Genomic DNA, 20,583 nt, shown 5'->3' on the forward strand with positions numbered 1-20,583 from the left:
TAGCTTAAGCCATGCGTATCGCTTTCGCCTAGTCGGATAATCTTCATCAAAACGATATTTATTAGCTTCTCTTTCAAAACTAATGTTCTCGTATGCGCATTCATACATAAACAACTTGATTATCCATTCTATTATATACCACAGATAAAAGCCAATATAAAACATCTCTCTCATTTGCTCCACATGAATAGCCTCATGATTCTCGAATCCCGGTTTTGTTATATCTCCTTTGCGAACAAAAACAAAACCAAACAGATTCAGGGCAAAACCGCGCATTGGTACTATTCTATTGTATATTATTATCATATTACCATTCTTGTCTTATTCTAACAACATCATCCCCATCAACATAAAGGTCACCATAAGATGCTTGAGCATATGTTGGGAATGTTGCATTTATAGTCATTCCTAATCCCTTCGAACTTCGTCCTATTGTCATAGTAGACATTCCCCCTGTGTTAAGCCGACTTCTAAATGAAGCTCCATCTGGAGCAATACGGGTACTTCCCATCTCCTGTCCTGAAGAATTGTAATATGTCATTTCAATCAAAGGAGCATTAACTCCTTCATAATAACTGAATCCAATATTCATCACGGTTCTCCCATTACTGTCAATACCCGTTATCTTTGCACCATTCGAAGAAGGATTTATTATTATTTTGTTTCCATTATAAGATGCAGTAAACTTTCCTTGCATATCTACAAAGCCTTCTTTATCCACTATGAACTTATCATTGATATTAAGTCCAGAAGCCTTAATGGTATTTGCCAATAGGGTTGTTGTAAATATTTCATCCGCCTTAATAAAATTTGACTGTATATAGCCACCAGCAATGAAAGTTTGACCATTTATGATAACTCCTGCCAACTTATTTTCACTAGTCTCAGAACTACCAGTCAATTTACTTGTTATTTCTGTTCGCAAATCATCAGCCAAGTCTGATTTGCTTATATCAGCACCATTATTAAAAGCATATCCTCTTAACGCATCTGTATTGACCTTATTCGCAATATCAGTCGCTAATGAAGCCGCTAAATCAGATGAATCAACCCTGTTTTTCCAAGCAAGCTCTCCCATATCCTCGCTTTCCAATTTATTGTTTACCGTGTTTTGAAGCGAGGTGTCAAACATTTGGAAAGAAACTGCCCCTATTAAATTTATCCTTGAAGAGCTAATTGTTGTAGTTGTTGCAGACTGATTTATGTATGATATGATTTTATCTCCATCTTCAAGAGACTTTGCAGCAAATAAAGTATTTCCATCAGCAGCAGTAATCCATCCTGCTGTGTCAATACGGTTATTGATATTGTCTACTTTTTTAACGGTAGAACTTATCAGGTCATTTGTCACTTTTAATTCACCATCATACTTTACGTAAATCTTGCCAGTCTCACCGTCCACATACTCTTTTGTAGCCATCAATTTGATAGCTTCTGCATTCTGTGTAATTTGTGTCTGCAAATAAACCTGGGCATCTGCAAGCGCATCGTTAAAGAGAGAAACGCCATATATCAATATTTCACCGCCTGTGAATTTCAACATGAAATCCCCCTTCTCATTCCAATGGGCAACCTTACTTAGCTTCTCGTAATCTTCTGAGACTTCCAGTTCCTGTTCGATGTACAAATCCGTACCTGTAAAACCTACTGACAATGTACCAGGACGAAGAACTTTATAATAAAGGGCAAAAGAATAGATATAACCATCCTTTGATACCTCCTTCCGTTCCGGTATATTTATCACTCCATTAAGCTGAGAAATTGAAGTATCTTTGATTCTTAATACATTCTTTCCGCCATCCTGATAAATATCAGCCACTTTGTTTTTATCGACATAGAAATAACCATCCATCCAGAGATAACCGGTAGGCGTATTAATGAAATGGACATCATTAGACAGCGTCCAATACTTTAAATCTCGATTAAATGAAGAATTAACAAGGATATTGCCACTTTCAACAGACATATCATTCTTGATTGCCTCGATTTGGCTCTCAAACTTGCCGTTCATTGCGAAGAAATTTTGCTCGATAGTATCTCCGTTATCAAGGAATATTTGAGAGTTTTCAATCCAAATGCCATTCAGGTAAGCACCATAACCAGATAATTGTCTGCCGTTCTTTAGCCTGATATTTGATATATTACCAAACTGGACTTTCAACTTATCCTGAGTCGTAATGTCGGTAATACCATCATAAACGGAAGTGAAAGGCGCACCCGGGTCACTTGTTGTAGAATAAATCAAACCTTGTCTTGATGTGTCTACATTGTTACCCCAACGTGTTACAAAATCACCCGGGGCTGGCTCTCCTATTCCATCAAGCATAGGATATGCGATATCAAAGTAGGTAGAACCTATTTCAATAACCCTGCCAAACAAAGATTTTATCAAAGATACGCCAATGTCAGAACGGATTCTTGCACCATCCCCTACTCTTAGATGTACTTTCATCAAGCCATCCATTCTGTCTATATAGCATCTCCATCTGTCTGATAACCTTTCTACTGATTCAATCTTGTTGACATCTGAAACAACTTGACTGCCCCCTACTGCATATACCTGCGAATAGGTTATCGTATTTGCAAAGAAGTTTTTCCGAAGATAAAGATTGTCAGCAGTTATAGTAGCCGAAGGCATATCTATATCAGTACCCCATCCTGCCAGACCGGGATTAAAAGACTGAGAGCCTATTTTATTGCCAACAAAAAGGTTTGAACGAACATTTGTGCTTTCAAATATCGCTGCGCCATTGGCTTTTATCTCCCATCCTTTCCCGTCAAAACCGTCAATAAATATAGAAGAGCCTACTTTTTCATCAAACACTATTGCACCATGTGCAGTACCAGGAACATCCTTCCTTAAATACTTTTGGTTTAATTGTTCAATTAAAGAACCGCTGATAGAAGTAGAACTTGTAGCAGTTCCTTGGTTCTGCACATTCTCAATCGCATCCCAAATCTTATCAATTATGCTTGCAATAGGCTTGTCACTAAGCGTAATCTTATACAGAGGGACATTTCCTCCCTCTGTTATAACAATGCTTTGTATGATGATAGAATGGTCTATATTCAGATGAGAGTTATACACTTTCATCTTATCCCCTTCACGAATCGCATCATGATACTGGACATTGCGAGCCATGAATATTTCATCAACACCGATATTGTAAGTGTAAGTAGTATGGTCATTCTGTGCTAGATATTCCGTAGCTGTTTTTAGTAGCTTTTCTTCCGCATAAGTGACATACTTTTCAGGCATTGTTATATTAAGCAAAACAAAGCGGTCTCCGGATTTAAGGTTTTGGCTTGGATTTGGAACCTTCCAATTATCCCTGTCAGATTTGTTCAGGGTAAGTTCATAGCCATTACCCGACTTAGCAACCTTGACGATTTCAAATTCATAACCAATAAGCGAACCGCTCTTGATTGATATTGTCGCCGTCTCTGTTGTCAAGTAATCGTTAATGTCAAATCCAATATCTTTTATAGATACAGTAAATGTATTATTTTCACTTGTTGAATCTGTTATTTGTTCTGCGGAAACAATTTCATCTATCCTGCCTATCCCGCTTACTTCTACACCCTCTATTGATGGATAAATTTCTTCAAAAATGATAGAGTATTCCCGGATTCCATATAGGGATATATTTTCTGAGTCTATGTAGTTTATCCCTGTTGAAAGATAGCCGGGAAGCATTAAGTTCTTTTTAGGGACAATATCTGTTGGTTGCTTATTGTAATCTTTAGGGATATTCCGGTCACCGCCATAAGCCCTAAGCCTTGTGATTATGGCATTGTCTGTATTAACATTGCGGTCTATCTGGTACAAGCCATTACCTTTGCCATAAGAAAAAGTACGATTCAGTACGTCAGCTTCAAAGCCAATCTCAATGCTATGATTTATAACCTTAAAATTAACTCCAAACTCTTTATTTATACGGACAAGAGCATTCCAACATGAGATATTTTCAATCTCTATATTTTTATCCTCTGATAAAAGTGTGTTTGACACATTTATATTCCATTTATCAGGATACAACCTGTCCAAATTGGCTTTAATCCTGTCTGCAAAATCTTGCACAGTACCAATAAACGTAAATTTAGGGCTTGGCGAATAATGGAGTCCATTATCATACAAGACATAATCAAGGAACTCGCAATTTTGGAGTTCTATAGAGGATTCGGGTTTGAATTGTAAGTCATAAGACAATGCATCCCCGTATGATAATGGCTGTGCAACATTAGATGCGGAAGGCGTGTAATCTAGTATAAACTTCTCTTTCCGGTATTCTATATAATCGTCAATTTCGAAAGATATGGCAACAGGAGACTTGTAGGTTGCAGAAACAGTCCTGTCAGCCATAAACACGCCGTTATACTCAAACTCACGAAGCTCACAGCGTACAATTTTACCGTCTTTTGATTTTACCTGAATCATTTAGAAAGCCTAATCTCTGTTATTGGATCATTCACTTTTAAAGTGACTTTAAATTCTACTAGGTCGTCCTGCCCTTCCCTTCTTCTAAAAGCATCATCACTAAAGCTGGAATATCTTACATGTGTACGGCCTATTGCTGTATAGGTGTCATATATGGAAAACTCGCCATCTTGCGACAGATAACTCAAAAAAGAACGAATCTTTACGTTAGCAGTACCTCGCTCGCCTATAAAAGCAAAAGCCACATCCATTGTATAAGCCTCAAATCGGGGTGTATCTGGTACATATTCATCATCCCCACTTTCATCAACCCAGCTTCGCTTTGCCGGTTCCTTAAGTTTAGGATATATAAGAAAGGGTATGCTTTTTACCCATATATCCCATTCTCTTGAATCCCTTACCGGAGAATTTGTCTTTAGTTTCTGTATAAGAAATGGTTTGTAATCCATACGCTTATATATAAAAAGCCCGGTCATGCCTTTTACAGCACGCCGGGCTTCATAGAACCTCTATTGTTTTGATACAAAAATAAGTATCTTATTTTATTTAAACAAATACTTTAAGTGAAATATTTTATTTTGATGTTAATCAATATATTATAATATACAATCAATTACATACTCATAATAGTAAGCCATAAGATATGAGATTATCTTAATATCCCATTATACATCATTTTGGCACTTTTTGCACCAAAAACGGTTATTTATTGAATTTATAAAGTATATTTGCACTATAAACATTATCAAATCTGAAAAACAAAAAGTAACTACAGGATGTTACTATATTGCTAATCAGGATGGAAAAAGATTAGAAATATGGGAAATACAAAGATGATAGATATTGATAACAAGGCATGCACCTGTAATAAAAGTTCACGTTTGCTAGATGGAAACTTTACAGCAGATGAATTAATTGATGCATACACTAGAGGACAACAAAGTATCTCTCAATTGCCTTCCATATTAATGTCCTCTTTAAATTTATTCAAAGAGGCTTCTTCTGTAATTAAAAACTTTTACGAAGATAACTTAAGGGGAAAAGGATGCTTTTCTATTTTTGTCAGAATGGTTTTAGATAAAATTTCTATCATTGCCGTTATTGACGAAGATTTATTTTTTGATGATGCAAAAAGTAGGATGTTGTACAAAAGCGCATCAGATGTAACAAGAAAAAACAAACAAATATCAATATCTTTTATGGCATGCCAAAAAGAAGAGGATATCAACAAAGACGCCCTTCTTGCTGACAATTATTTTGAAATTGTATAAATAATGAGCTCATTAGATCACGCAAACCATAACGTTAGAGTTTGCAATTACTTAGGTAAAAAAGAAGATTATGGCGATTGGGTTATAACTTCTGCATTTTACTCCGCAGTCCATTTTGTTAGACATTTAATACTTCCTTGTAAAATAGGGGATACTAAATATACAGATTTTGATGCATTATGCAAGGATCACAAAAACATGGGGGAAGGCAGAGACGGATTCCAAAGGTCTTATGTACAAATACATTATCCAGAAATTGATTTTGAATATTCAAAATTGCATGATATGGCTGTTATTTCTAGATATAGAAGATACAACTATACAAGAGAACAGGCTAATACAGCTAAAGGATATATGCAAACAATAAAAAAATATGTAGAAGAAGAAAAGCCGGTTTGAAAATATCCGGCTTTTCTTCTTTCATAAAGTATTTAATATTTTACAGCTTCCTCATATTAACCTTAAGACACCCCTTCTTCTCATTTTTATACTTCTCACCATTATAATAAGCTGTCTTGTACTTTTTCAACTCCATTTCCAGCTTAACGGCAAAAGCATACATGGTAGAATATCGGATATCACCTAATGCGTCCATATCAACCAATGATGTTGCCGTTACTTTATCCGGGTCAAGAATATATTTGGGGATTATATTTTTCTTTTCTAAAGAGCGGAGCCATTCGTTAGGTGTCATTTTTTACCTCCTTTCTCTTTTGATGTAAAAGACGCCAGCATTTCAAATAGTTTGTTTGCGCACGCAATCCAGCGATACGTTAGCAACATGGTTATGCGTCCGACTCTCTCGTCTTTAACATGTTCATTAAAGTTGCGGACTGAGGACAAATGACGTTTCAATGCTTTATAAAGCAGTCTTTCATACAAGTTTAAACCTTGATGATTATCTAATAAGGATTTCATTTTTCTAAAAATTATAAGTTTTACTATATCGAAAAAAAAGACATAAATATGGCTGTACGCCTTTATCACGCACCTCGAAATGTGTTATGTAAATAAATTATGCTTTAAATAAGGAATGTAGGAACTCTCTACCTTGTTCTGTCCATACAGTAAGCATTGTTGTACTTTGAGAACCATCCGAGCGGGTGTAGGTGTGTGTTCTTGTTTTGGTATATCCCTTGTTCTGATATTTGGATGTCAGAACCCACACACCACTTTGACGGTATTGAATGCCTTTCTCTTTTAATTTTTTATTAAGAGTTTCCGCACTCATACCCATCTCTTTCGCTATAAGGTTTGTTGCATAAGTATTTACAGACTGAAGAACATTGTCTACATATTGTACTTTTGGTGCTTGCTGCTTTATCTCATTAGTAAGATAATAATTTTGCTGCTCAAGCATGGCTTTCTCAGCTTTTGCTTGCTCTAAACGCTTGTTTAATACTTGCATGGCGTAGGCAATCGCTTCATCGTCGTTAGAAGCGGTGGTTACTCCTGTGGTGAGAAGTTCTTCGATTTTAGTATCAACCCAGATGGCGAAGTCGGTTGACAACTTTTGAGCAACACGTAAAGCCACTTTTTGATGCGCCCACGTGCCACCGCCTAACTCCGGCGCCCCCTTTCTAACTATCAGTAAATCAACAAAACTATAATTTTGTAGTTTTGAAAGAGAATTACAATACTCTTTGATTTCCTGCGAGTTAATAATTTGTGTAAGATTTTTACTCGGGAAGGGTTTAGCAAACTCTGTTAAGTTCACATAAACAGTACCATTTTGTACGCGCATGGTAACGATATTACCATTGTAAGAAAAGATTTGTCCCATTTCGGAGGGATTAACCGTACTTAATACAGCAATGTTATTGCCGTTTGAGTAATTTTCATTCAACTGTCGCATAATCAATGAAAATTAGTTGTTAATAAATAAAGAAAGCAGAGAGTTCCTCCAACTTGCGACAGTTCCATATTGGCTTGTGGGCGAATATGTACGGAGAAACCTCTGCTTATATCTTATGCAGTAGCTTATTTGCGGACATAAAAAATCCACAAACCATATATGTATATAAAACTGTCGCACTGCAAAATTGCATACAATTTCCGAGATATGCAATATTCCTAATATCTTTTTCATATTTTCTAAAAATTATAAGTTTACTATGATAAAAAGGGTATAACGATGGCTGTACGTCTTTCACGCCGTACCTCAAATTAATTATGTAGCAAGATTATCTGATGCAGCTAACAAATAAAGCAATGATGGATACCGCCAATGCTATTACACCTATTACAATTTCCCAATTTATAGGATTGCGCAAATTGGGATTTTGACAAATGTATAACCGACCTTCGTCTGTAAGGTCAGCATGCCACAATTTTCCATCATTTACAAATATAGCATTTACAAGCCCTTTCCGTTGTAATGAACGAACTGAAGCTTTAAATATATGGATTGGATAAGTTGAAGGACAATCACTTCCTGACACTGCTACAATGCGCAATGTTTCTTTTTCTACTTTAGTTAGTTTTATCCGTTCCATTATAGGGTTGTTTTCTGCAAATTTATCAAATAAACTTGAAATACATTATAGAATGTAAGCTAATTACCTCATTGGCATGAGTTTCCCATCAGAAGGGTTTCCACCAAACAGGTGATTAATGTAAGCCAATCCTTTTTGGGTTACAAGTGTCTTTGTCACAACAAATCCCGGGTGATTATCCCGCTCAATAAACTTCTCCTTCATCTCGAAGTATCCGGCATTGACAAATCTCTGTTTGGGTTCGTTCCGGTTGGAGAAGAAAACACCTGCCTGTCTCAACTTTTGGAACAGGGTATTGCGCCCAAATCCTAGTTTTAAGATTTTAGCCGCCATACCGATATCTACCTTATCTTCGGTAGCAAACGCAGCCTCTGCAAAGTCGGCTTTCGGCTGAAGCTTCTCTATTTGCTTGTTTGCCTGTTCTAGCTGTTCAGCTTGCTTAGCCGCAAGCATTAAAGCCTCTGAATAGGATTGGGGGATTTGATAACCGCCGTTTCTTTGCTGGTTTTCCAGTTCTTCCCAACGGTCAATGATTTTTTCTCGGAGTCTTGCATCATATCCAGATGCGAGGATAAGGCAGCCTTTCTTAGTGAGTAGATAACAAGGTCTATCTTGTTGATTTGCATCTTTGTAATACCCGGGCTCAAAATTGAGCTCGGCGATTCCCTGTAATAAAAGGCTGCGAATGTCTCGAATAACATTCTTATGTTCTTTCCCTGTAAGTTCTGCTATTTCAAGCGAACTCATTTTATCCGTGTCGTGGATTAACGTCGCAATCAAACTACTATTGTTTGCTTGATTTTGAATGTTGGAAATATTGTTAAGCATAAACAATAAAAAAAGAGATATTACTGCCTTTCCCGCTGCTTAACGCATTCCAACAAATGCTGGCATTCCATTACGGTTTGCCACGGGGGTACAGTAATACCTCAGTATTTTAATACAAGCATAAAAAATGCTTGCACAATAAATAATGCAAGCTACACCTGCATCTGTTGGATATAATAATACGTTAAGCATTGCAAACATAGAAAGTTTTCACGACTTAAGCAAATATTTTATTGGAAATGTAGAGAAAAATATGACATAAACTTTCAAAAACATATTCTACAACATATTTACAATACTTTTTTGGTATTTTTCTTGGTTCTATTAATTAAGCACAGTAAGTTTGCACAATTATTAACATCAAAACACAAAAAAATAAATAATGATGGAACTATAAAATCCCCCATTAAACAATATTAATAACAAACAAAAATTATCATGAAAAAGGTTTTATATGCTTTAGTTTTATGTATTTCTATGTCTAGTTGTTGTACATTATTTACTAAATCAACGCAGTCTGTTACTTTCGTTGGTCCAAAAGACACTAAGATATATGATAATGGTCAAAAAATTGCGACAATTGGAGAAAAGGGAGAAACATCTGTGAGAATAAGAAAAAAACTGTCTTCCAAGGAATTGATTGCTAAAAAAGAAGGGTACAAACCATACCCAATGAGATTAGATGCAGCATTCAATCCTATTGCTTGTATTAATTTATTAAATGTTATTGCTTGGGGAATTGACCTTGGAACTCAAAAAGCATGCAAGTGGGACAACACTTACATTGAAATAGAATTAGAAAAATCAGAGTCTAAATAAAAAAACACTGAAAGTTTTTTTTAATAACAAAATAAGCCTGGAAATAACCAGGCTTATTTTGTTTGCTGATATAATTATCTATTACCATATATGACGGCGATACAATTGTTGTTCTTTTCAATTCATTCAAGAAGAAAACTCAGAAAACGCCTGATAACGAAATAAAGAAAGCTATAAAATTAAAGGAGGAATATTATGCAATTAAAGGAAATCAGTAAGGATATTTATGATGTTAGCGCAATGCTTGACGAAATTTTAACCACCAAAATCACCAATCTTGCCAACTATTTATTTTTCAGTATTTAATTATTAAAAAAACAAACTGTCACAATTTTGATATATACCTCACTCATTTCCCATTTTCTTCCAGCACCTTCTTCAATCTTTTCAACTTCGTTATGTCTGTAGCGAAAGTCGGGTTGTCCCAATTTCTCTTGACAGATTGAACTTGTACGCTTATAAACTTGCGCAAGTCAAAAATATACTCGCATTTACTTAGTCTTATCTCGTTGAATGTTATCTCGTATGTTTCAAACCAAGCTATTAGTCTTTTTAGTTCTTCGCTCATGATTGTCTCCTTTGATAGGGCAAAAATAGTTTATTTAGGCTTATTTTGACATTCAAAGTAACTTTTTATTCGAAAGAACTTGCAAGTTTGATTTGAAAATCTGATTTTTGTAGCACAAATTTAAACTTTTAGTAGCCTCTTTTGAAATTTATTTTCGGCAGAGGTTCTGTTATATGTAGTAGCAATGCCTAATATAAGAAAAAAAGCTATTGAATATTTGGATGCAGCTCAAGATTTAATTAATAAGGGGCATTATAATTCTAGCGTCCACTGTTCTTATTACAGCAGGCTTTTGCACATGAAGTATATATTAGCTCACCATGCGGAGAGACCCATAAGCTATGATGTACAAAATGAAAAAAGAGAAACAGGTAGTCATGATTTTATTTTAGAAGAAATAAATAACAGGATTGACAGTCATAAAAAAGCAAAAGATATTGTTGAATTTTTCAGATATTTAAAAAGTGAGAGAGTCGATGCCGATTATAGGGATAAACTATTTGATGCTGAAGCCTGTTTAGATATAAAGCAGAAAGCAGAAGGTTTAAAAACAAAATTAAACGATCAATTTGGAACATTATGAATATAGCAAAAGAACATATTGAACAATGGTTCTCCAACATGATTTATAAATATCCATGGATAAAATTTATCTATGAGGTATCAGAAGATAAAACAAGACATAGAATATGTGTATATCCCAAGTATTTGATAGACAAGAATGATGATTATTGTGATGATGAAATTAATTTTTCAATGTCACTAGATAAAAAATTTCCGGATTATAGTATATTATTTAGTACAGAAGATGAATTATTTGCATGTTCTGGCAAAGCAAAAATATATGATTCGAATAATAACGGTGTTATTAAATTTAAAACACCTAAAATTCTAAATTATGTATCTACAGATGTATGTTACGAAAATTGTGACTTCTTTTCTTGCTATGCATTATCTGCTTAATTACAACGATTATGGGAGAAGTTAAAATATCAAATTTTTCTTTTGAAAATTATATCATTGAAGATGCAAGTATCCATATTTCTAGTAAAGAAATGGATAAACAAATTAATTTCAGATTTGAGCCTAAGGGATTGATAGATAAAAAGAAAAAATTATTTATCCTTACATTGGGCTTAAATGTCAATGATAAAGCAGAATCTTTCAATATAAAGATTTCGGCTGTTGCAACTTTTAGATATACAGAAGATCCTAATGGAAAAATACATAAGGAATATTTACTACATAATGCTCCCGCTATATTATTTCCATATATCAGAGCATATATTGCAAACTTGTCTGCATTATCTGGAATGCAGACGATATTGTTACCTACTTTAAATATGTCTGGATTATTAAAAGATTTAGAAAGAAACATTCAATATAAAGACGAATAAACAAAGCCGGAATGATGTCGGCTTTGTTTATTCCCTCACTGCAACATCCCCTTTACATTTAACAGAACCACCATGCCGATACACATAAACTTTGCCAAACCCGGAACAATTAATCTCTATTTTTGCGTCATCATACAATGATATAAAGACTTTAGCGTTATCACTTACGTTAATTTGTAGATTTGAACCGTGACGGACATACATACGTCCAACACTGAAACGGTCAAAATAAACAGTCCCCCTGCATTCTCCGTTAGCTATTACCATATTAGGATTATGCAAGGACAAATCCTCTGAGGCATATATCCCATGCTTCTGCATTATTCCGTTAAAGTTAGCCTTCATATAACTAACAGAGGGGAAATCATGTTTAATTGCAAAATCAATGCCTCTAACATATTTATTGCAAAGTTCGTCTTTATCAGGACTCCCCCACTCTTCTGTCCATTCTTTACAAAGACCGACAGATATAGCCTTTTTCTTTAATTCTTCTGATACGTTCATATTATTATAATTATGATGCAAGCTCTTTAGGCATCTGCATTTTGAATCTATACTCGTTTCGTAAAAGTTCCATACATTGCTCTATATCTCGAACAAACCCTCTTCTAATAGACTTTGCTATATCTTTTTCCAGTTCCAGTAATTCTTTTGCCTTAGATTCATCACCTATTTTGTTTCTTATGCCTGATTCATGATTCCCATAAACGACAAAGTTTAAGCCTCTAGCTATTTTCTTCATGGCTTCTTGCATTAAAGATTTTTCAACAATAGATGATACAGCCATTGCCATATCTCGATAAGCATCCCCTGCATCATTACGATATTGAATTAGCTGGTCATAAACAAAACGTATTACTTTCACCTCAAATCTGGGATTAATCCACATTGAATACTTTATGAAAAAAATAGGGTGCATCCAGACTTGCAACTGGGGTCTACCTGGTTTACCCTCAATTTTTACTTTTGACTTCTTAAATACCTGATTATCAATTTTAGGGCAATTTTGCCCTAAACCATTTTCACACTCTTCTGCTATTAATGCTGCTATAAATTCTTTTGTTTTACAGGAATCCAAGAAGGTTTCCATTTTTCTCTGCTCATTACCTAAAACATTATTCCACTGCCTCAATAAGGAATATCCTTCAAAATATCCATCACTGGTTCTTTGGTAAACCTTGAACTCGCCCATCTTTCTTTCTAATACCTGATTCGTCTTCATATATGATGTTATTAAAAAGTCGCCCCACGGGAGCCGTAACTCTCCACATGGGGCATATTGACTTTGTATCTTGCTACCGGGTTACGGTTCCGGCTGAGCTATAAAATAAAAAGAGCCATATCCAATAATGTGGTATTTATTGGATATGGCTCTCACGGGAGCTCTATTGTCTCGATTATGTCTTACAAATATAGAGAAACAATTTTAATTAATCAAGCACTTCCCCATCATTGTATATTAAATTTTCTCCCCGAACCCGGCTGAGTCACAGCAGTCAATATATTCTCAATCCTGCCAACAATATCAGCGTTCCTTCCTGTATTGACCGCTATTGTTTCAAGGTGTTTCAAATTGGCTACATGCAAAGCAAAATCATTATAGAAAGGTACTGCATTATCTACTAGCTTTTGGAGATTTACCCGGTTTGCAGAAACATCAGCCCTATTTGCGGAAACATCTGCTCGAATAGCATTTAAATAGCTACCTAAAACATTTGCGGTATCTTCCGTTACTCCTTGTATGGATTGAGACAGTCCTTCTTTCTTTTTCTTGTCTTCTTCTACCAATGACACTCCGGCTTCTTCTGCCGCGTCATTTAGAATATCCCAAAGTTTTTGGCTTTCATTGATTTTATCCTTGAAACCCATCAACTCTTTTACAAGTCCATTCATATCAGTTGAAGATAAATCGCCATCACCCAGAACGCCACCAGCCCCATTAGTGCCAAACAGATACTCACGCAATTTTTTCATTGCCGGTTCAATATATTGAAGCTGTATCACGTTTTTAAAAACACTCTTCATTATACTGGCAACCGTATCGTCAAATGCCTCTGCTGCATCTTCTCCTTTAGCAAAAGCCTCTGTCAAGGCATCTGCTATTTGCCCTGCCCAATCTTTTATATTTATACCAAATTGTTCACCAGCTAAATCTTCATAGAAATATTGTATTTGGTCGTCAAGTTCTTTGATTTGTTTTTTATAGTCTTCAACAGCTCCCTCGTCTGATTTTTTCTTGTCGCTTTCAGCCTGCATCTGTTTATATAACTCTTCACGCTGTAAACGGAGATTTTCTATTTGCTGCTTTGCTTGGTCTTCTGTCACAGCCCCCAATTGTCTATCAATCAAACGTTCCAAGTCTTCATATGAACCTTGCAACTTTTGAACCTCTAGTTGAGACCGCTTAATAGCCTTATCAAGTCTTTTATCATGCAACTGAGCTATACTTCCTATTATATTGGGTACAAAACTAAGAACTCCAACGGCTTGTTGAACAGGATTACCACTTGCCAAATCTTGAGCTAACTTGCCAACCTGCCCGGCTATTTCACCTATAGCGCCAAGAGTATCAGCCATATCTTCATTTCCTAATGCAGAAAACATGTTAGCCCAATCATTTGTCAAACCCTGCACTATCTGCCCAACCGAATTAGCCGCATTTCCGATACCTTTCAATGATTTTTCTCTATTCGAAATTGCATCAGACAATTCATCTTCGGCCTGCTTTTGACTTTTAAGGTTAAGAGTTATTTTGTTAGTCTCTTTATCATAATTGCTTCCAACAATTGTACCTGCACCATTTTTTGCCAACTCAACTTCTTGCTGAGCTTTTTCTACGTCTTTTAGTGATTTAATAAAATCAGTAGCATAGTTTGCTAATGCACCAAAAGGATCTTCTTTATTTACATCTTGCTTTAACTCAACTATTTTTTTTCTAAACCGGTCTAGTTGATTTACTGCTAATTCAAATGCTTTACCATCATAAGAAACTGTATATCCTATCAACTCACCTTTATCATTAAACTTCCCTTTTGCAGTACTAATTATTTTTTCAGACTGAGAGACTAAATCTTTTAAAGTTGATAATGTCAATTCAGATATATCTCCAAATACTTTACGATAAATATCTGTTAATGAAAATAGCTCCTGCTCTAATTCTTCCAAGGCATTTTTTCTATCATTTTGCGCTTTTTCCAATGCCTTATTAGCCAGTTCATATCCAATACTAACTCGATCTTGTTCTATTTGCTTTACTTTATTATTAAAATCTATTTCTATCGCTTGTCTTTTATCGGCATACTGAGACCATTTATACGTCAAAGATTCGACTAGGTCTTCCGTCTCTTTTTTTAAATACCTACTTGACTGCGCTAATTGCCCTACTACTTTTTGCTGAGATTCTCCAATATTTATATTTAGAGGATTGTCTTGAATTTTCTGTAAAAGGTCATAATATTTTTCCTGAGCAAGATGAAGTCCTTCTCCAAAATTTTCTGCAATTTTATCACTTAGATTAGTATCTACATTTAATACAACTCCAAGTCCACCATTTTTTTTATTATCTGCTTGCAAAATGTCTTCCGCATCGTTCAAAGTTGTATCAATGTATTGCTCTAATTCTTTGGGGCTTAAAATCTTTCCATCTGGTAGAATAGGAGTTACATGAACCATTACCTCCTCTCCCTTCTGAGTTAATTGATATGAAGAACTAAATACGGTTGCAATACCTTCTCCTGCATCCTCCCAGCCTTTTTTTGCTAATTCTGCTGCATCTACAAGAGGACGTGTTAATAAATCTACGTTCCCTTTACCAAAAGTACTATTCATTTGATTCCCCAACACTTTAAGCTGTTGAATCAATTCAGTGATACTAGTAAATTGCTTTTTGTTTTTTTGATAATTTGGGTTATCTTTTTCCCATTGTTCTCGCTCTATCTTTTTTATTTTTTCAATACTATCACGAGCCTCTTTTTCTATAGCTACATTTCTTTTCTTATAATCCAGCTTGATTTGCGCCAAGGTCTTAATACTCCCCTGTTCCATTAAATTTATACGCGCCTGTTCTATATCTATCTCAGACTTTGTTATAGCATCTTTTAAGGCTTGATTAGCCTTTTCTATATCTTGACGTTCCTTATATTCATCAATGTATTTTGTTTTATCTTTATTTTGTAGTTGTATTTTATTGAACTCAATATATTCTTTCCTGAATTCTTCCAGTCTTGTTCCTCCTACTTCAGCGGCATCAGCGGCATCTATCAAAATACCTTTAGCATCATTTAGCCTTTTATTATACTCTTCTTGATTGATAACAGACATTGATAAAAGCCTATCCAATTTAGAGATTGTTTTTTGATAAGCCTCATACTCTGACATCTTTTCAAATGGAACTTTTAAATTAGTAGTGACATCTGATTTATATGATTCCAGCAGTTTTTTTCGTGATTCCTGAATACCTTCTATTTTTGAATTTGCCCTTTCCACCTTTTCCAAGTAATGTCCATATGCCAATTCAGCATCTTCTATACCTTGGTAGTTTATAATCCATGGAAGTTTACGCTGTCTCTCTAACTCTTTGCCCGCTTCTGCCAATTGCTCCTCAGCTTCACGTCTTTCCTGTATAGCTTTTATTTCAGCCTCATTAAGTGCTGCGTTTTCCATGTTGATTCGTCTGGCCTTCTCTGAGTTCTTAATACTTATAGCCAAAGCATCGTATGCCGCTTGCGCATTTCCTACTAAAATTGCCTCGGAACTCAATTTTCCAAAATAATCAGGGAATAACTTTTGCAATTGCTCCGTAGCGGCAGTTCGTTCCTTAACGGTTCTGGTTGCGTCTTGTGTTACTCCGTATAACAGTTGCAGTTGAGAAAGTTCTTTAGATGCTCCTTTAGCAGCCTCTTCGTGTAATTCGTTAAGAAATTTCTGAGTATCTGCCAAAATACTGGCTGCACTATTTCCCTTTATCAATTCTTGCACCCAAGCCTGTATCTCCCTTGAATAAGCAGTAAGAACGGTAATTCCGACAATCAAAGCTGTCTGCCAGTTAAATATAGCTCCAATCATTTGTTTCCATACAGGAGTAGCAGCTTGACTGGTTTTCTTTAATTCATTAAATTCTTTATTTGCTTTGGCTATTTCATCAGCAAGATATGGCAAGTTATTAGACAAAGAGATGATAAATGTGCTAAGCGATATACCCAAGTTTGGTAACTCACGGGCAACCATACTTATTTGAGTGCGCAATCCATTGTACTGAGTCCCCATAGTCTTAGCCAATGCTGCATTATTAGCCATTTCAGCATTTATCTTGGCAAGGTTTTGGTCTGCATTGTTTATCTGTGTAAGCATTGTTTTTCCCAAGATAGAATTACGGTCTGTCTCAGACAAAGAACGGTAAGTATCTTTCAGCTTTCTAAGTTCTGCTTCCAGCATTTTGATTGAACCTATAGCCCCCTGATTATTACCAAGCTCTTTTTCTAATTCTTTATAATAAGCGGTCATCTGCCTTTGCGCATCACTCACTCTGGTTAAGTCTTGAATATATTCCTTAAACTCTCCGGCAGCCTGTTTTTTACGCAATCGTTCTTGTGCCGCATTGAATTTATCAGCACCTTTTGCGGCTTCTTCAAAAGCATTAGCCTCCTTTAATATTTCTCTGGCTCTATCTTGGGTAACCCGTGTCCTGCCTATCTGTATTCCACCGGCAATCTTAGCAACCTCTTCCGCCAGTTTTTTATCCTTCCGAAGAATTTCTTCCAACCGGTCTTCGCCAGTTATACTAAAATATAGTTCTCCTAAACTGCCACCTTTTCCTGCCATACTATTCCTGATTTAGAAATTCTGATAAATTAATTTTCTCTGATTGTTCCGCATTTTTACGGGCAATGCGTTCCCTCATTTTTCTTACAGACTCTTCATTTAGACGGTCTGCCAAATCATTGCTAGGCTTCTTTCCCTTGTCCTCTTTGCCTGAGTTATAATCGGTATATGGAATATCCATACTCATTATTTCAATCTTAGCTTGGTTTAAGACAAACCGATAAGGGTACTCATGTATATTTATCAATCCACCTAAAAGGATTAACGGTTTCAAAGCCCATGGATGCTTTTCACCGAAATAAGCCTTTATTCCTATAAGAGTCCTACTTGGATAGACTCTGCCTCTTCCTGCGTCATCCCCATCAGAGTCGTTTTCATCCCTGAAGCCAAGATTATAGCTTTGATATATGCTTCTACAGGAACTTTTTTTTTAGCAGTTTCAATTATTGGAATTAACTGGTCATACCTATACCCTTTTATATAATACAGGTATCTCCAATAAAGGGGATGCAAAAAGAATATTTTTACACCATTAAGGATGTACAATGAAGCCAATTTAGAGAGCAGTTTAGGCTCGTATTTTTCAAGTTCTCGCTCTTTTTTCAAGATAAGTTTTGATGAACGCTCTAATGTATACGGTCTCATCCAACCCACTTTAACTTTATCTTTTGTTCCGGGAATAAGAACCTCGGTAACTTCATTATTATCTATTGATATAAGTTCTTGTTGGTCTTTTATATTTGGCTGTTCCATTCTTGTTATTTATTACAAAGGGGAAAAGGTTATCCCTTCTCCCCTTATTTCATTGAACCTTTTACAATAATGAAGATGAAGAAGCGGACTCTGCCTTTAGAATAATAAAGTCAGATTTACCATCTGTCGAATTGCGAAGGACTGTTCCGCTGAAATTAAGCCCAAGCGGAGTTGTTTTTACTTCTCCCCAGTTGATTGACACAACCATATCGACATTCATAAATACAACTGCAGTCTTTTTACTCTGGCTTTCAATAAGCATAGTTACTCTCTTACGCTTATTATCCAAACTATAACCGGAGGCACTTTTATATTTGGTTGTGCCATCGATAGATGTAATACCGGTTGTTAATGTTGGCTGAGTTTTCGACTTGTTAAAGAAGTAGTCAAACAACTCAATTGCAGAAGAAGGCACTGTCCCCGTTATGGGAAATTCACCTGCTGTATACGCCGTTTCGATTGCCAAATCCGACTGGTCAATCTTAATTTCTGTTTTTGTGGGATCTCCCTGCGCAATATTTAAAGAACCCTCTGTTGTGAAAATCTGGTCTGCATCATCGAAAGTCGTATCAGTCAAACTATCTGTTTGATCAACCATCCGAATAGATGACACCCCCATCATAAGGTCGTTTAAAATTGCTTCTGTTAATGTTGCTGCCATATTAATTTTAATTTACTCGTTCAATAACTGTTGAGATAATAACGGCTGACATACTAAACCCATAACCATCTATGCCCATAGGGATTATACTGTCCACAAAGAAATGGTAAGGACTTTCATATGCCTTGAAGCCTTCCAGCTTATCCGTCATTTTTCCCATTTTATTTTCATTCTCCAATCCGTTCTGCAAACTCTTGACATACAATTCAATCCTGCAAGATGTATCACCATAGGCGTTTTGGTCACGGACTCCGGTAGAAACTTTGCAAACGACAAAATCATTCATTTGCTCATAAGTCTTAGGTCTGTTTTGAGAGAAAATATTCTTAGACAGGCCAAGGCGTTTCACCTCATCCATTAAAGCCTTGCGTATCCTTACCGGATTGTAATTCTTATATATCATGACATCTTTGAGAAAAATTGCACAAATGAGTCTTTCGAATGAAACATTGCTTGTATAAGTACATCCAGGTTCTTTTCATTTTCAAGGAATGAAGCATAAAATTCACCGGCAACAATCGAGATAGACCAACCCTTTTTCTTTGGTTTGAATGTTTCCAGAAAGCGCTTTCCCCTTTCAGTTCCATGCCCTCCCTTTGTATCAGGATCGTCCGCTATGCTATGTATCATCACCGGATTTCCAAGCAACTTGCCATTTTTGTATATGCCATAACCATATGAATCCTGCAGGTTATAAGTAATATTTCCTGCAGCTTTGGTTCTTGCTGCATATTCAATAATATAATTACCAAAACTACGCAGCCCTGCCTCCACAGCATTATCCTTGTGTTGCATTGCCTTGGCTATACCAGCGTCAAATTGTTCGCTTATGCTCTTCATTCCTTAATTGTCTGTTATGTTAAACCAGATGTTTGCACCAATATTATTTACGTAAGAGTCTACGACTACACCGGACAAAACCCTTATTGGAGTTGTCACTTTTACAAAATATCCCGGCTTGATATAAAAATCATGCAATGGGAGTGATATTGTATAATCCGAAGTAACAACTTCTCCCAGATACCTGCTTTTCCCTGTTGGGTAAATACGGCAGACGCTTTCAAAGACTACTTCCGTGAGAGGATTTCCTTCTTCATCAAACATAATGTTGCCTTCTGAGTCTATCTGTTCTCTTAACACTTGCAGGTTATGCGGATGTCTAGGATTGTTTACCATAGGTTTACTATTTTTATATTTGCCCTGCCTAATCCGTATTTTTTACGTAAATTATTTGCTCTTTGAAGAAGTAGCTTTCTTTCATAATTTGCCATTTGGCTACCTCCTTCCCTGTGTTTCCAACCTCCATCTGAATCTTCTATGCTGCCTGTTACAGAAGACGTTGAAGCTACCAATTCGGCAATATCTGCTTCGGACAAATCTTTTACTTTTTCAGGTACATCTTTAACCGGAGTATTCGCATCTATATCATACTTAGATAAAATAGCCTTGAATGTTTTATCAGTCAGGGTGTATCCGGGAAACAATCCTTCCAAATAATCCGAAATAGTATAAACGTCTTCTGTTTCAGCCATA

The 20,583-nt window shown here is 35.9% G+C and carries 24 protein-coding genes; 7 read left to right on the forward strand and 17 right to left on the reverse strand.

The features are described from left to right. Positions 1–307 precede the first annotated feature (307 nt). Together ACGE0T_RS14245 and ACGE0T_RS14250 are read right to left on the reverse strand one after the other, a co-directional pair. A complete protein-coding gene (locus tag ACGE0T_RS14245) occupies positions 308–4,363 on the reverse strand; it encodes a hypothetical protein (protein ID WP_459187286.1) in 4,056 nt (1,351 codons plus the stop codon). Between the two features lie 71 nt (positions 4,364–4,434). Continuing rightward, positions 4,435–4,887 (reverse strand): hypothetical protein, encoded by a 453-nt coding sequence (locus ACGE0T_RS14250; protein WP_459187287.1) that lies wholly within the window; start codon positions 4,885–4,887, stop codon positions 4,435–4,437. A 369-nt stretch (positions 4,888–5,256) separates the two neighbouring features. Between ACGE0T_RS14250 and ACGE0T_RS14255 the strand changes: the two genes are divergently transcribed. Both ACGE0T_RS14255 and ACGE0T_RS14260 read left to right on the forward strand, forming a co-directional pair. Continuing rightward, the gene (locus ACGE0T_RS14255) at positions 5,257–5,709 is read left to right on the forward strand and encodes a hypothetical protein (RefSeq protein ID WP_459187288.1); all 453 of its coding nucleotides are present in this window, start codon (positions 5,257–5,259) and stop codon (positions 5,707–5,709) included. A 3-nt stretch (positions 5,710–5,712) separates the two neighbouring features. Further along, positions 5,713–6,108: a HEPN domain-containing protein gene (locus ACGE0T_RS14260; RefSeq protein ID WP_459187289.1), complete on the forward strand. Its 396-nt coding sequence runs from the start codon at positions 5,713–5,715 to the stop codon at positions 6,106–6,108. 40 nt (positions 6,109–6,148) lie between these two features. Here ACGE0T_RS14260 and ACGE0T_RS14265 read toward each other — a convergent pair whose 3' ends face one another. The 4 genes from ACGE0T_RS14265 to ACGE0T_RS14280 form a co-directional block, all read right to left on the reverse strand. Further along, positions 6,149–6,403, reverse strand: a complete 255-nt coding sequence (locus ACGE0T_RS14265; RefSeq protein ID WP_459187290.1) for a hypothetical protein — start codon at positions 6,401–6,403, stop codon at positions 6,149–6,151. Between the two features lie 321 nt (positions 6,404–6,724). After that, a complete protein-coding gene (locus ACGE0T_RS14270) occupies positions 6,725–7,564 on the reverse strand; it encodes a phage antirepressor KilAC domain-containing protein (protein WP_459187291.1) in 840 nt (279 codons plus the stop codon). A 328-nt stretch (positions 7,565–7,892) separates the two neighbouring features. Beyond that, positions 7,893–8,204 (reverse strand): hypothetical protein, encoded by a 312-nt coding sequence (locus ACGE0T_RS14275; RefSeq protein WP_459187292.1) that lies wholly within the window; start codon positions 8,202–8,204, stop codon positions 7,893–7,895. A 63-nt stretch (positions 8,205–8,267) separates the two neighbouring features. Further along, positions 8,268–9,032, reverse strand: a complete 765-nt coding sequence (locus tag ACGE0T_RS14280; RefSeq protein WP_459187293.1) for a Rha family transcriptional regulator — start codon at positions 9,030–9,032, stop codon at positions 8,268–8,270. 438 nt (positions 9,033–9,470) lie between these two features. Between ACGE0T_RS14280 and ACGE0T_RS14285 the strand changes: the two genes are divergently transcribed. Together ACGE0T_RS14285 and ACGE0T_RS14290 are read left to right on the forward strand one after the other, a co-directional pair. Then, complete coding sequence (locus ACGE0T_RS14285) at positions 9,471–9,851, forward strand: hypothetical protein (protein WP_459187294.1); 381 nt, start codon at positions 9,471–9,473, stop codon at positions 9,849–9,851. 86 nt (positions 9,852–9,937) lie between these two features. Then, positions 9,938–10,069: a type II toxin-antitoxin system RelE/ParE family toxin gene (locus ACGE0T_RS14290; protein ID WP_459190478.1), complete on the forward strand. Its 132-nt coding sequence runs from the start codon at positions 9,938–9,940 to the stop codon at positions 10,067–10,069. Positions 10,070–10,200: 131 nt separating this feature from the next. Here ACGE0T_RS14290 and ACGE0T_RS14295 read toward each other — a convergent pair whose 3' ends face one another. After that, complete coding sequence (locus ACGE0T_RS14295) at positions 10,201–10,419, reverse strand: DUF6965 family protein (protein ID WP_459187295.1); 219 nt, start codon at positions 10,417–10,419, stop codon at positions 10,201–10,203. Positions 10,420–10,603: 184 nt separating this feature from the next. Here ACGE0T_RS14295 and ACGE0T_RS14300 point away from each other — a divergent pair, with 184 nt between their 5' ends. From ACGE0T_RS14300 to ACGE0T_RS14310, 3 genes are read left to right on the forward strand one after another with little or no spacing between them, the layout of a single operon-like run. Beyond that, positions 10,604–11,002: a HEPN domain-containing protein gene (locus tag ACGE0T_RS14300; protein ID WP_459187296.1), complete on the forward strand. Its 399-nt coding sequence runs from the start codon at positions 10,604–10,606 to the stop codon at positions 11,000–11,002. Next, positions 10,999–11,382 carry a hypothetical protein gene (locus ACGE0T_RS14305; protein WP_459187297.1) on the forward strand — a complete coding sequence of 128 codons (384 nt, stop codon included), beginning with the start codon at positions 10,999–11,001 and terminating at the stop codon, positions 11,380–11,382. The genes ACGE0T_RS14300 and ACGE0T_RS14305 overlap by 4 nt, the downstream gene beginning before the upstream one ends. Positions 11,383–11,393: 11 nt before the next feature. Further along, the gene (locus ACGE0T_RS14310) at positions 11,394–11,816 is read left to right on the forward strand and encodes a protein-export chaperone SecB (protein ID WP_459187298.1); all 423 of its coding nucleotides are present in this window, start codon (positions 11,394–11,396) and stop codon (positions 11,814–11,816) included. Positions 11,817–11,843: 27 nt separating this feature from the next. Here the strand turns inward: ACGE0T_RS14310 and ACGE0T_RS14315 are convergent, their stop codons facing one another. From ACGE0T_RS14315 to ACGE0T_RS14360, 10 genes are all read right to left on the reverse strand, one after another. Next, on the reverse strand, positions 11,844–12,320 hold the full coding sequence (locus ACGE0T_RS14315; protein ID WP_459187299.1) for a hypothetical protein: 477 nt from the start codon (positions 12,318–12,320) through the stop codon (positions 11,844–11,846). Between the two features lie 10 nt (positions 12,321–12,330). Then, a complete protein-coding gene (locus ACGE0T_RS14320; RefSeq protein ID WP_459187300.1) occupies positions 12,331–13,038 on the reverse strand; it encodes a KilA-N domain-containing protein in 708 nt (235 codons plus the stop codon). A 227-nt stretch (positions 13,039–13,265) separates the two neighbouring features. Next, entirely contained in the window at positions 13,266–17,636 is a 4,371-nt protein-coding gene (locus ACGE0T_RS14325) for a coiled-coil domain-containing protein (protein ID WP_459187301.1), read from the reverse strand. A gap of 1 nt (position 17,637) precedes the next feature. Next, positions 17,638–17,910 (reverse strand): hypothetical protein, encoded by a 273-nt coding sequence (locus tag ACGE0T_RS14330; protein WP_459187302.1) that lies wholly within the window; start codon positions 17,908–17,910, stop codon positions 17,638–17,640. Positions 17,911–17,948: 38 nt separating this feature from the next. Then, positions 17,949–18,389: a hypothetical protein gene (locus ACGE0T_RS14335; RefSeq protein ID WP_459187303.1), complete on the reverse strand. Its 441-nt coding sequence runs from the start codon at positions 18,387–18,389 to the stop codon at positions 17,949–17,951. A 61-nt stretch (positions 18,390–18,450) separates the two neighbouring features. Beyond that, positions 18,451–19,050, reverse strand: a complete 600-nt coding sequence (locus ACGE0T_RS14340; protein ID WP_459187304.1) for a hypothetical protein — start codon at positions 19,048–19,050, stop codon at positions 18,451–18,453. Between the two features lie 7 nt (positions 19,051–19,057). Further along, entirely contained in the window at positions 19,058–19,453 is a 396-nt protein-coding gene (locus ACGE0T_RS14345) for a hypothetical protein (protein WP_459187305.1), read from the reverse strand. Further along, complete coding sequence (locus ACGE0T_RS14350; RefSeq protein WP_459187306.1) at positions 19,450–19,890, reverse strand: hypothetical protein; 441 nt, start codon at positions 19,888–19,890, stop codon at positions 19,450–19,452. The genes ACGE0T_RS14345 and ACGE0T_RS14350 overlap by 4 nt, the downstream gene beginning before the upstream one ends. Before the next feature lie 3 nt (positions 19,891–19,893). Next, positions 19,894–20,226, reverse strand: a complete 333-nt coding sequence (locus ACGE0T_RS14355) for a hypothetical protein (protein WP_459187307.1) — start codon at positions 20,224–20,226, stop codon at positions 19,894–19,896. Next, on the reverse strand, positions 20,220–20,582 hold the full coding sequence (locus ACGE0T_RS14360) for a hypothetical protein (RefSeq protein ID WP_459187308.1): 363 nt from the start codon (positions 20,580–20,582) through the stop codon (positions 20,220–20,222). Before ACGE0T_RS14360 ends, ACGE0T_RS14355 begins: the two co-directional genes overlap by 7 nt. Position 20,583 lies beyond the last annotated feature (1 nt).

Source organism: Parabacteroides sp. APC149_11_2_Y6, from assembly GCF_054506995.1.

Excerpts from the sequence above, each read along its gene's own strand:
- ACGE0T_RS14250 (WP_459187287.1), bottom strand. The coding sequence starts at position 4,887 with ATGGATTACAAACCATTTCTTATACAGAAACTAAAGACAAATTCTCCG.
- ACGE0T_RS14345 (WP_459187305.1), bottom strand. The coding sequence starts at position 19,453 with ATGATATATAAGAATTACAATCCGGTAAGGATACGCAAGGCTTTAATG.
- ACGE0T_RS14265 (WP_459187290.1), bottom strand. The coding sequence starts at position 6,403 with ATGACACCTAACGAATGGCTCCGCTCTTTAGAAAAGAAAAATATAATC.
- ACGE0T_RS14315 (WP_459187299.1), bottom strand. The coding sequence starts at position 12,320 with ATGAACGTATCAGAAGAATTAAAGAAAAAGGCTATATCTGTCGGTCTT.
- ACGE0T_RS14305 (WP_459187297.1), top strand. The coding sequence starts at position 10,999 with ATGAATATAGCAAAAGAACATATTGAACAATGGTTCTCCAACATGATT.
- ACGE0T_RS14300 (WP_459187296.1), top strand. The coding sequence starts at position 10,604 with ATGCCTAATATAAGAAAAAAAGCTATTGAATATTTGGATGCAGCTCAA.
- ACGE0T_RS14320 (WP_459187300.1), bottom strand. The coding sequence starts at position 13,038 with ATGAAGACGAATCAGGTATTAGAAAGAAAGATGGGCGAGTTCAAGGTT.
- ACGE0T_RS14270 (WP_459187291.1), bottom strand. The coding sequence starts at position 7,564 with ATGCGACAGTTGAATGAAAATTACTCAAACGGCAATAACATTGCTGTA.
- ACGE0T_RS14280 (WP_459187293.1), bottom strand. The coding sequence starts at position 9,032 with ATGCTTAACAATATTTCCAACATTCAAAATCAAGCAAACAATAGTAGT.
- ACGE0T_RS14325 (WP_459187301.1), bottom strand. The coding sequence starts at position 17,636 with ATGGCAGGAAAAGGTGGCAGTTTAGGAGAACTATATTTTAGTATAACT.
- ACGE0T_RS14340 (WP_459187304.1), bottom strand. The coding sequence starts at position 19,050 with ATGGCAGCAACATTAACAGAAGCAATTTTAAACGACCTTATGATGGGG.
- ACGE0T_RS14260 (WP_459187289.1), top strand. The coding sequence starts at position 5,713 with ATGAGCTCATTAGATCACGCAAACCATAACGTTAGAGTTTGCAATTAC.
- ACGE0T_RS14335 (WP_459187303.1), bottom strand. The coding sequence starts at position 18,389 with ATGGAACAGCCAAATATAAAAGACCAACAAGAACTTATATCAATAGAT.
- ACGE0T_RS14245 (WP_459187286.1), bottom strand. The coding sequence starts at position 4,363 with ATGGCTGACAGGACTGTTTCTGCAACCTACAAGTCTCCTGTTGCCATA.
- ACGE0T_RS14310 (WP_459187298.1), top strand. The coding sequence starts at position 11,394 with ATGGGAGAAGTTAAAATATCAAATTTTTCTTTTGAAAATTATATCATT.
- ACGE0T_RS14275 (WP_459187292.1), bottom strand. The coding sequence starts at position 8,204 with ATGGAACGGATAAAACTAACTAAAGTAGAAAAAGAAACATTGCGCATT.
- ACGE0T_RS14350 (WP_459187306.1), bottom strand. The coding sequence starts at position 19,890 with ATGAAGAGCATAAGCGAACAATTTGACGCTGGTATAGCCAAGGCAATG.
- ACGE0T_RS14255 (WP_459187288.1), top strand. The coding sequence starts at position 5,257 with ATGGGAAATACAAAGATGATAGATATTGATAACAAGGCATGCACCTGT.
- ACGE0T_RS14285 (WP_459187294.1), top strand. The coding sequence starts at position 9,471 with ATGAAAAAGGTTTTATATGCTTTAGTTTTATGTATTTCTATGTCTAGT.
- ACGE0T_RS14360 (WP_459187308.1), bottom strand. The coding sequence starts at position 20,582 with ATGGCTGAAACAGAAGACGTTTATACTATTTCGGATTATTTGGAAGGA.
- ACGE0T_RS14355 (WP_459187307.1), bottom strand. The coding sequence starts at position 20,226 with ATGGTAAACAATCCTAGACATCCGCATAACCTGCAAGTGTTAAGAGAA.
- ACGE0T_RS14295 (WP_459187295.1), bottom strand. The coding sequence starts at position 10,419 with ATGAGCGAAGAACTAAAAAGACTAATAGCTTGGTTTGAAACATACGAG.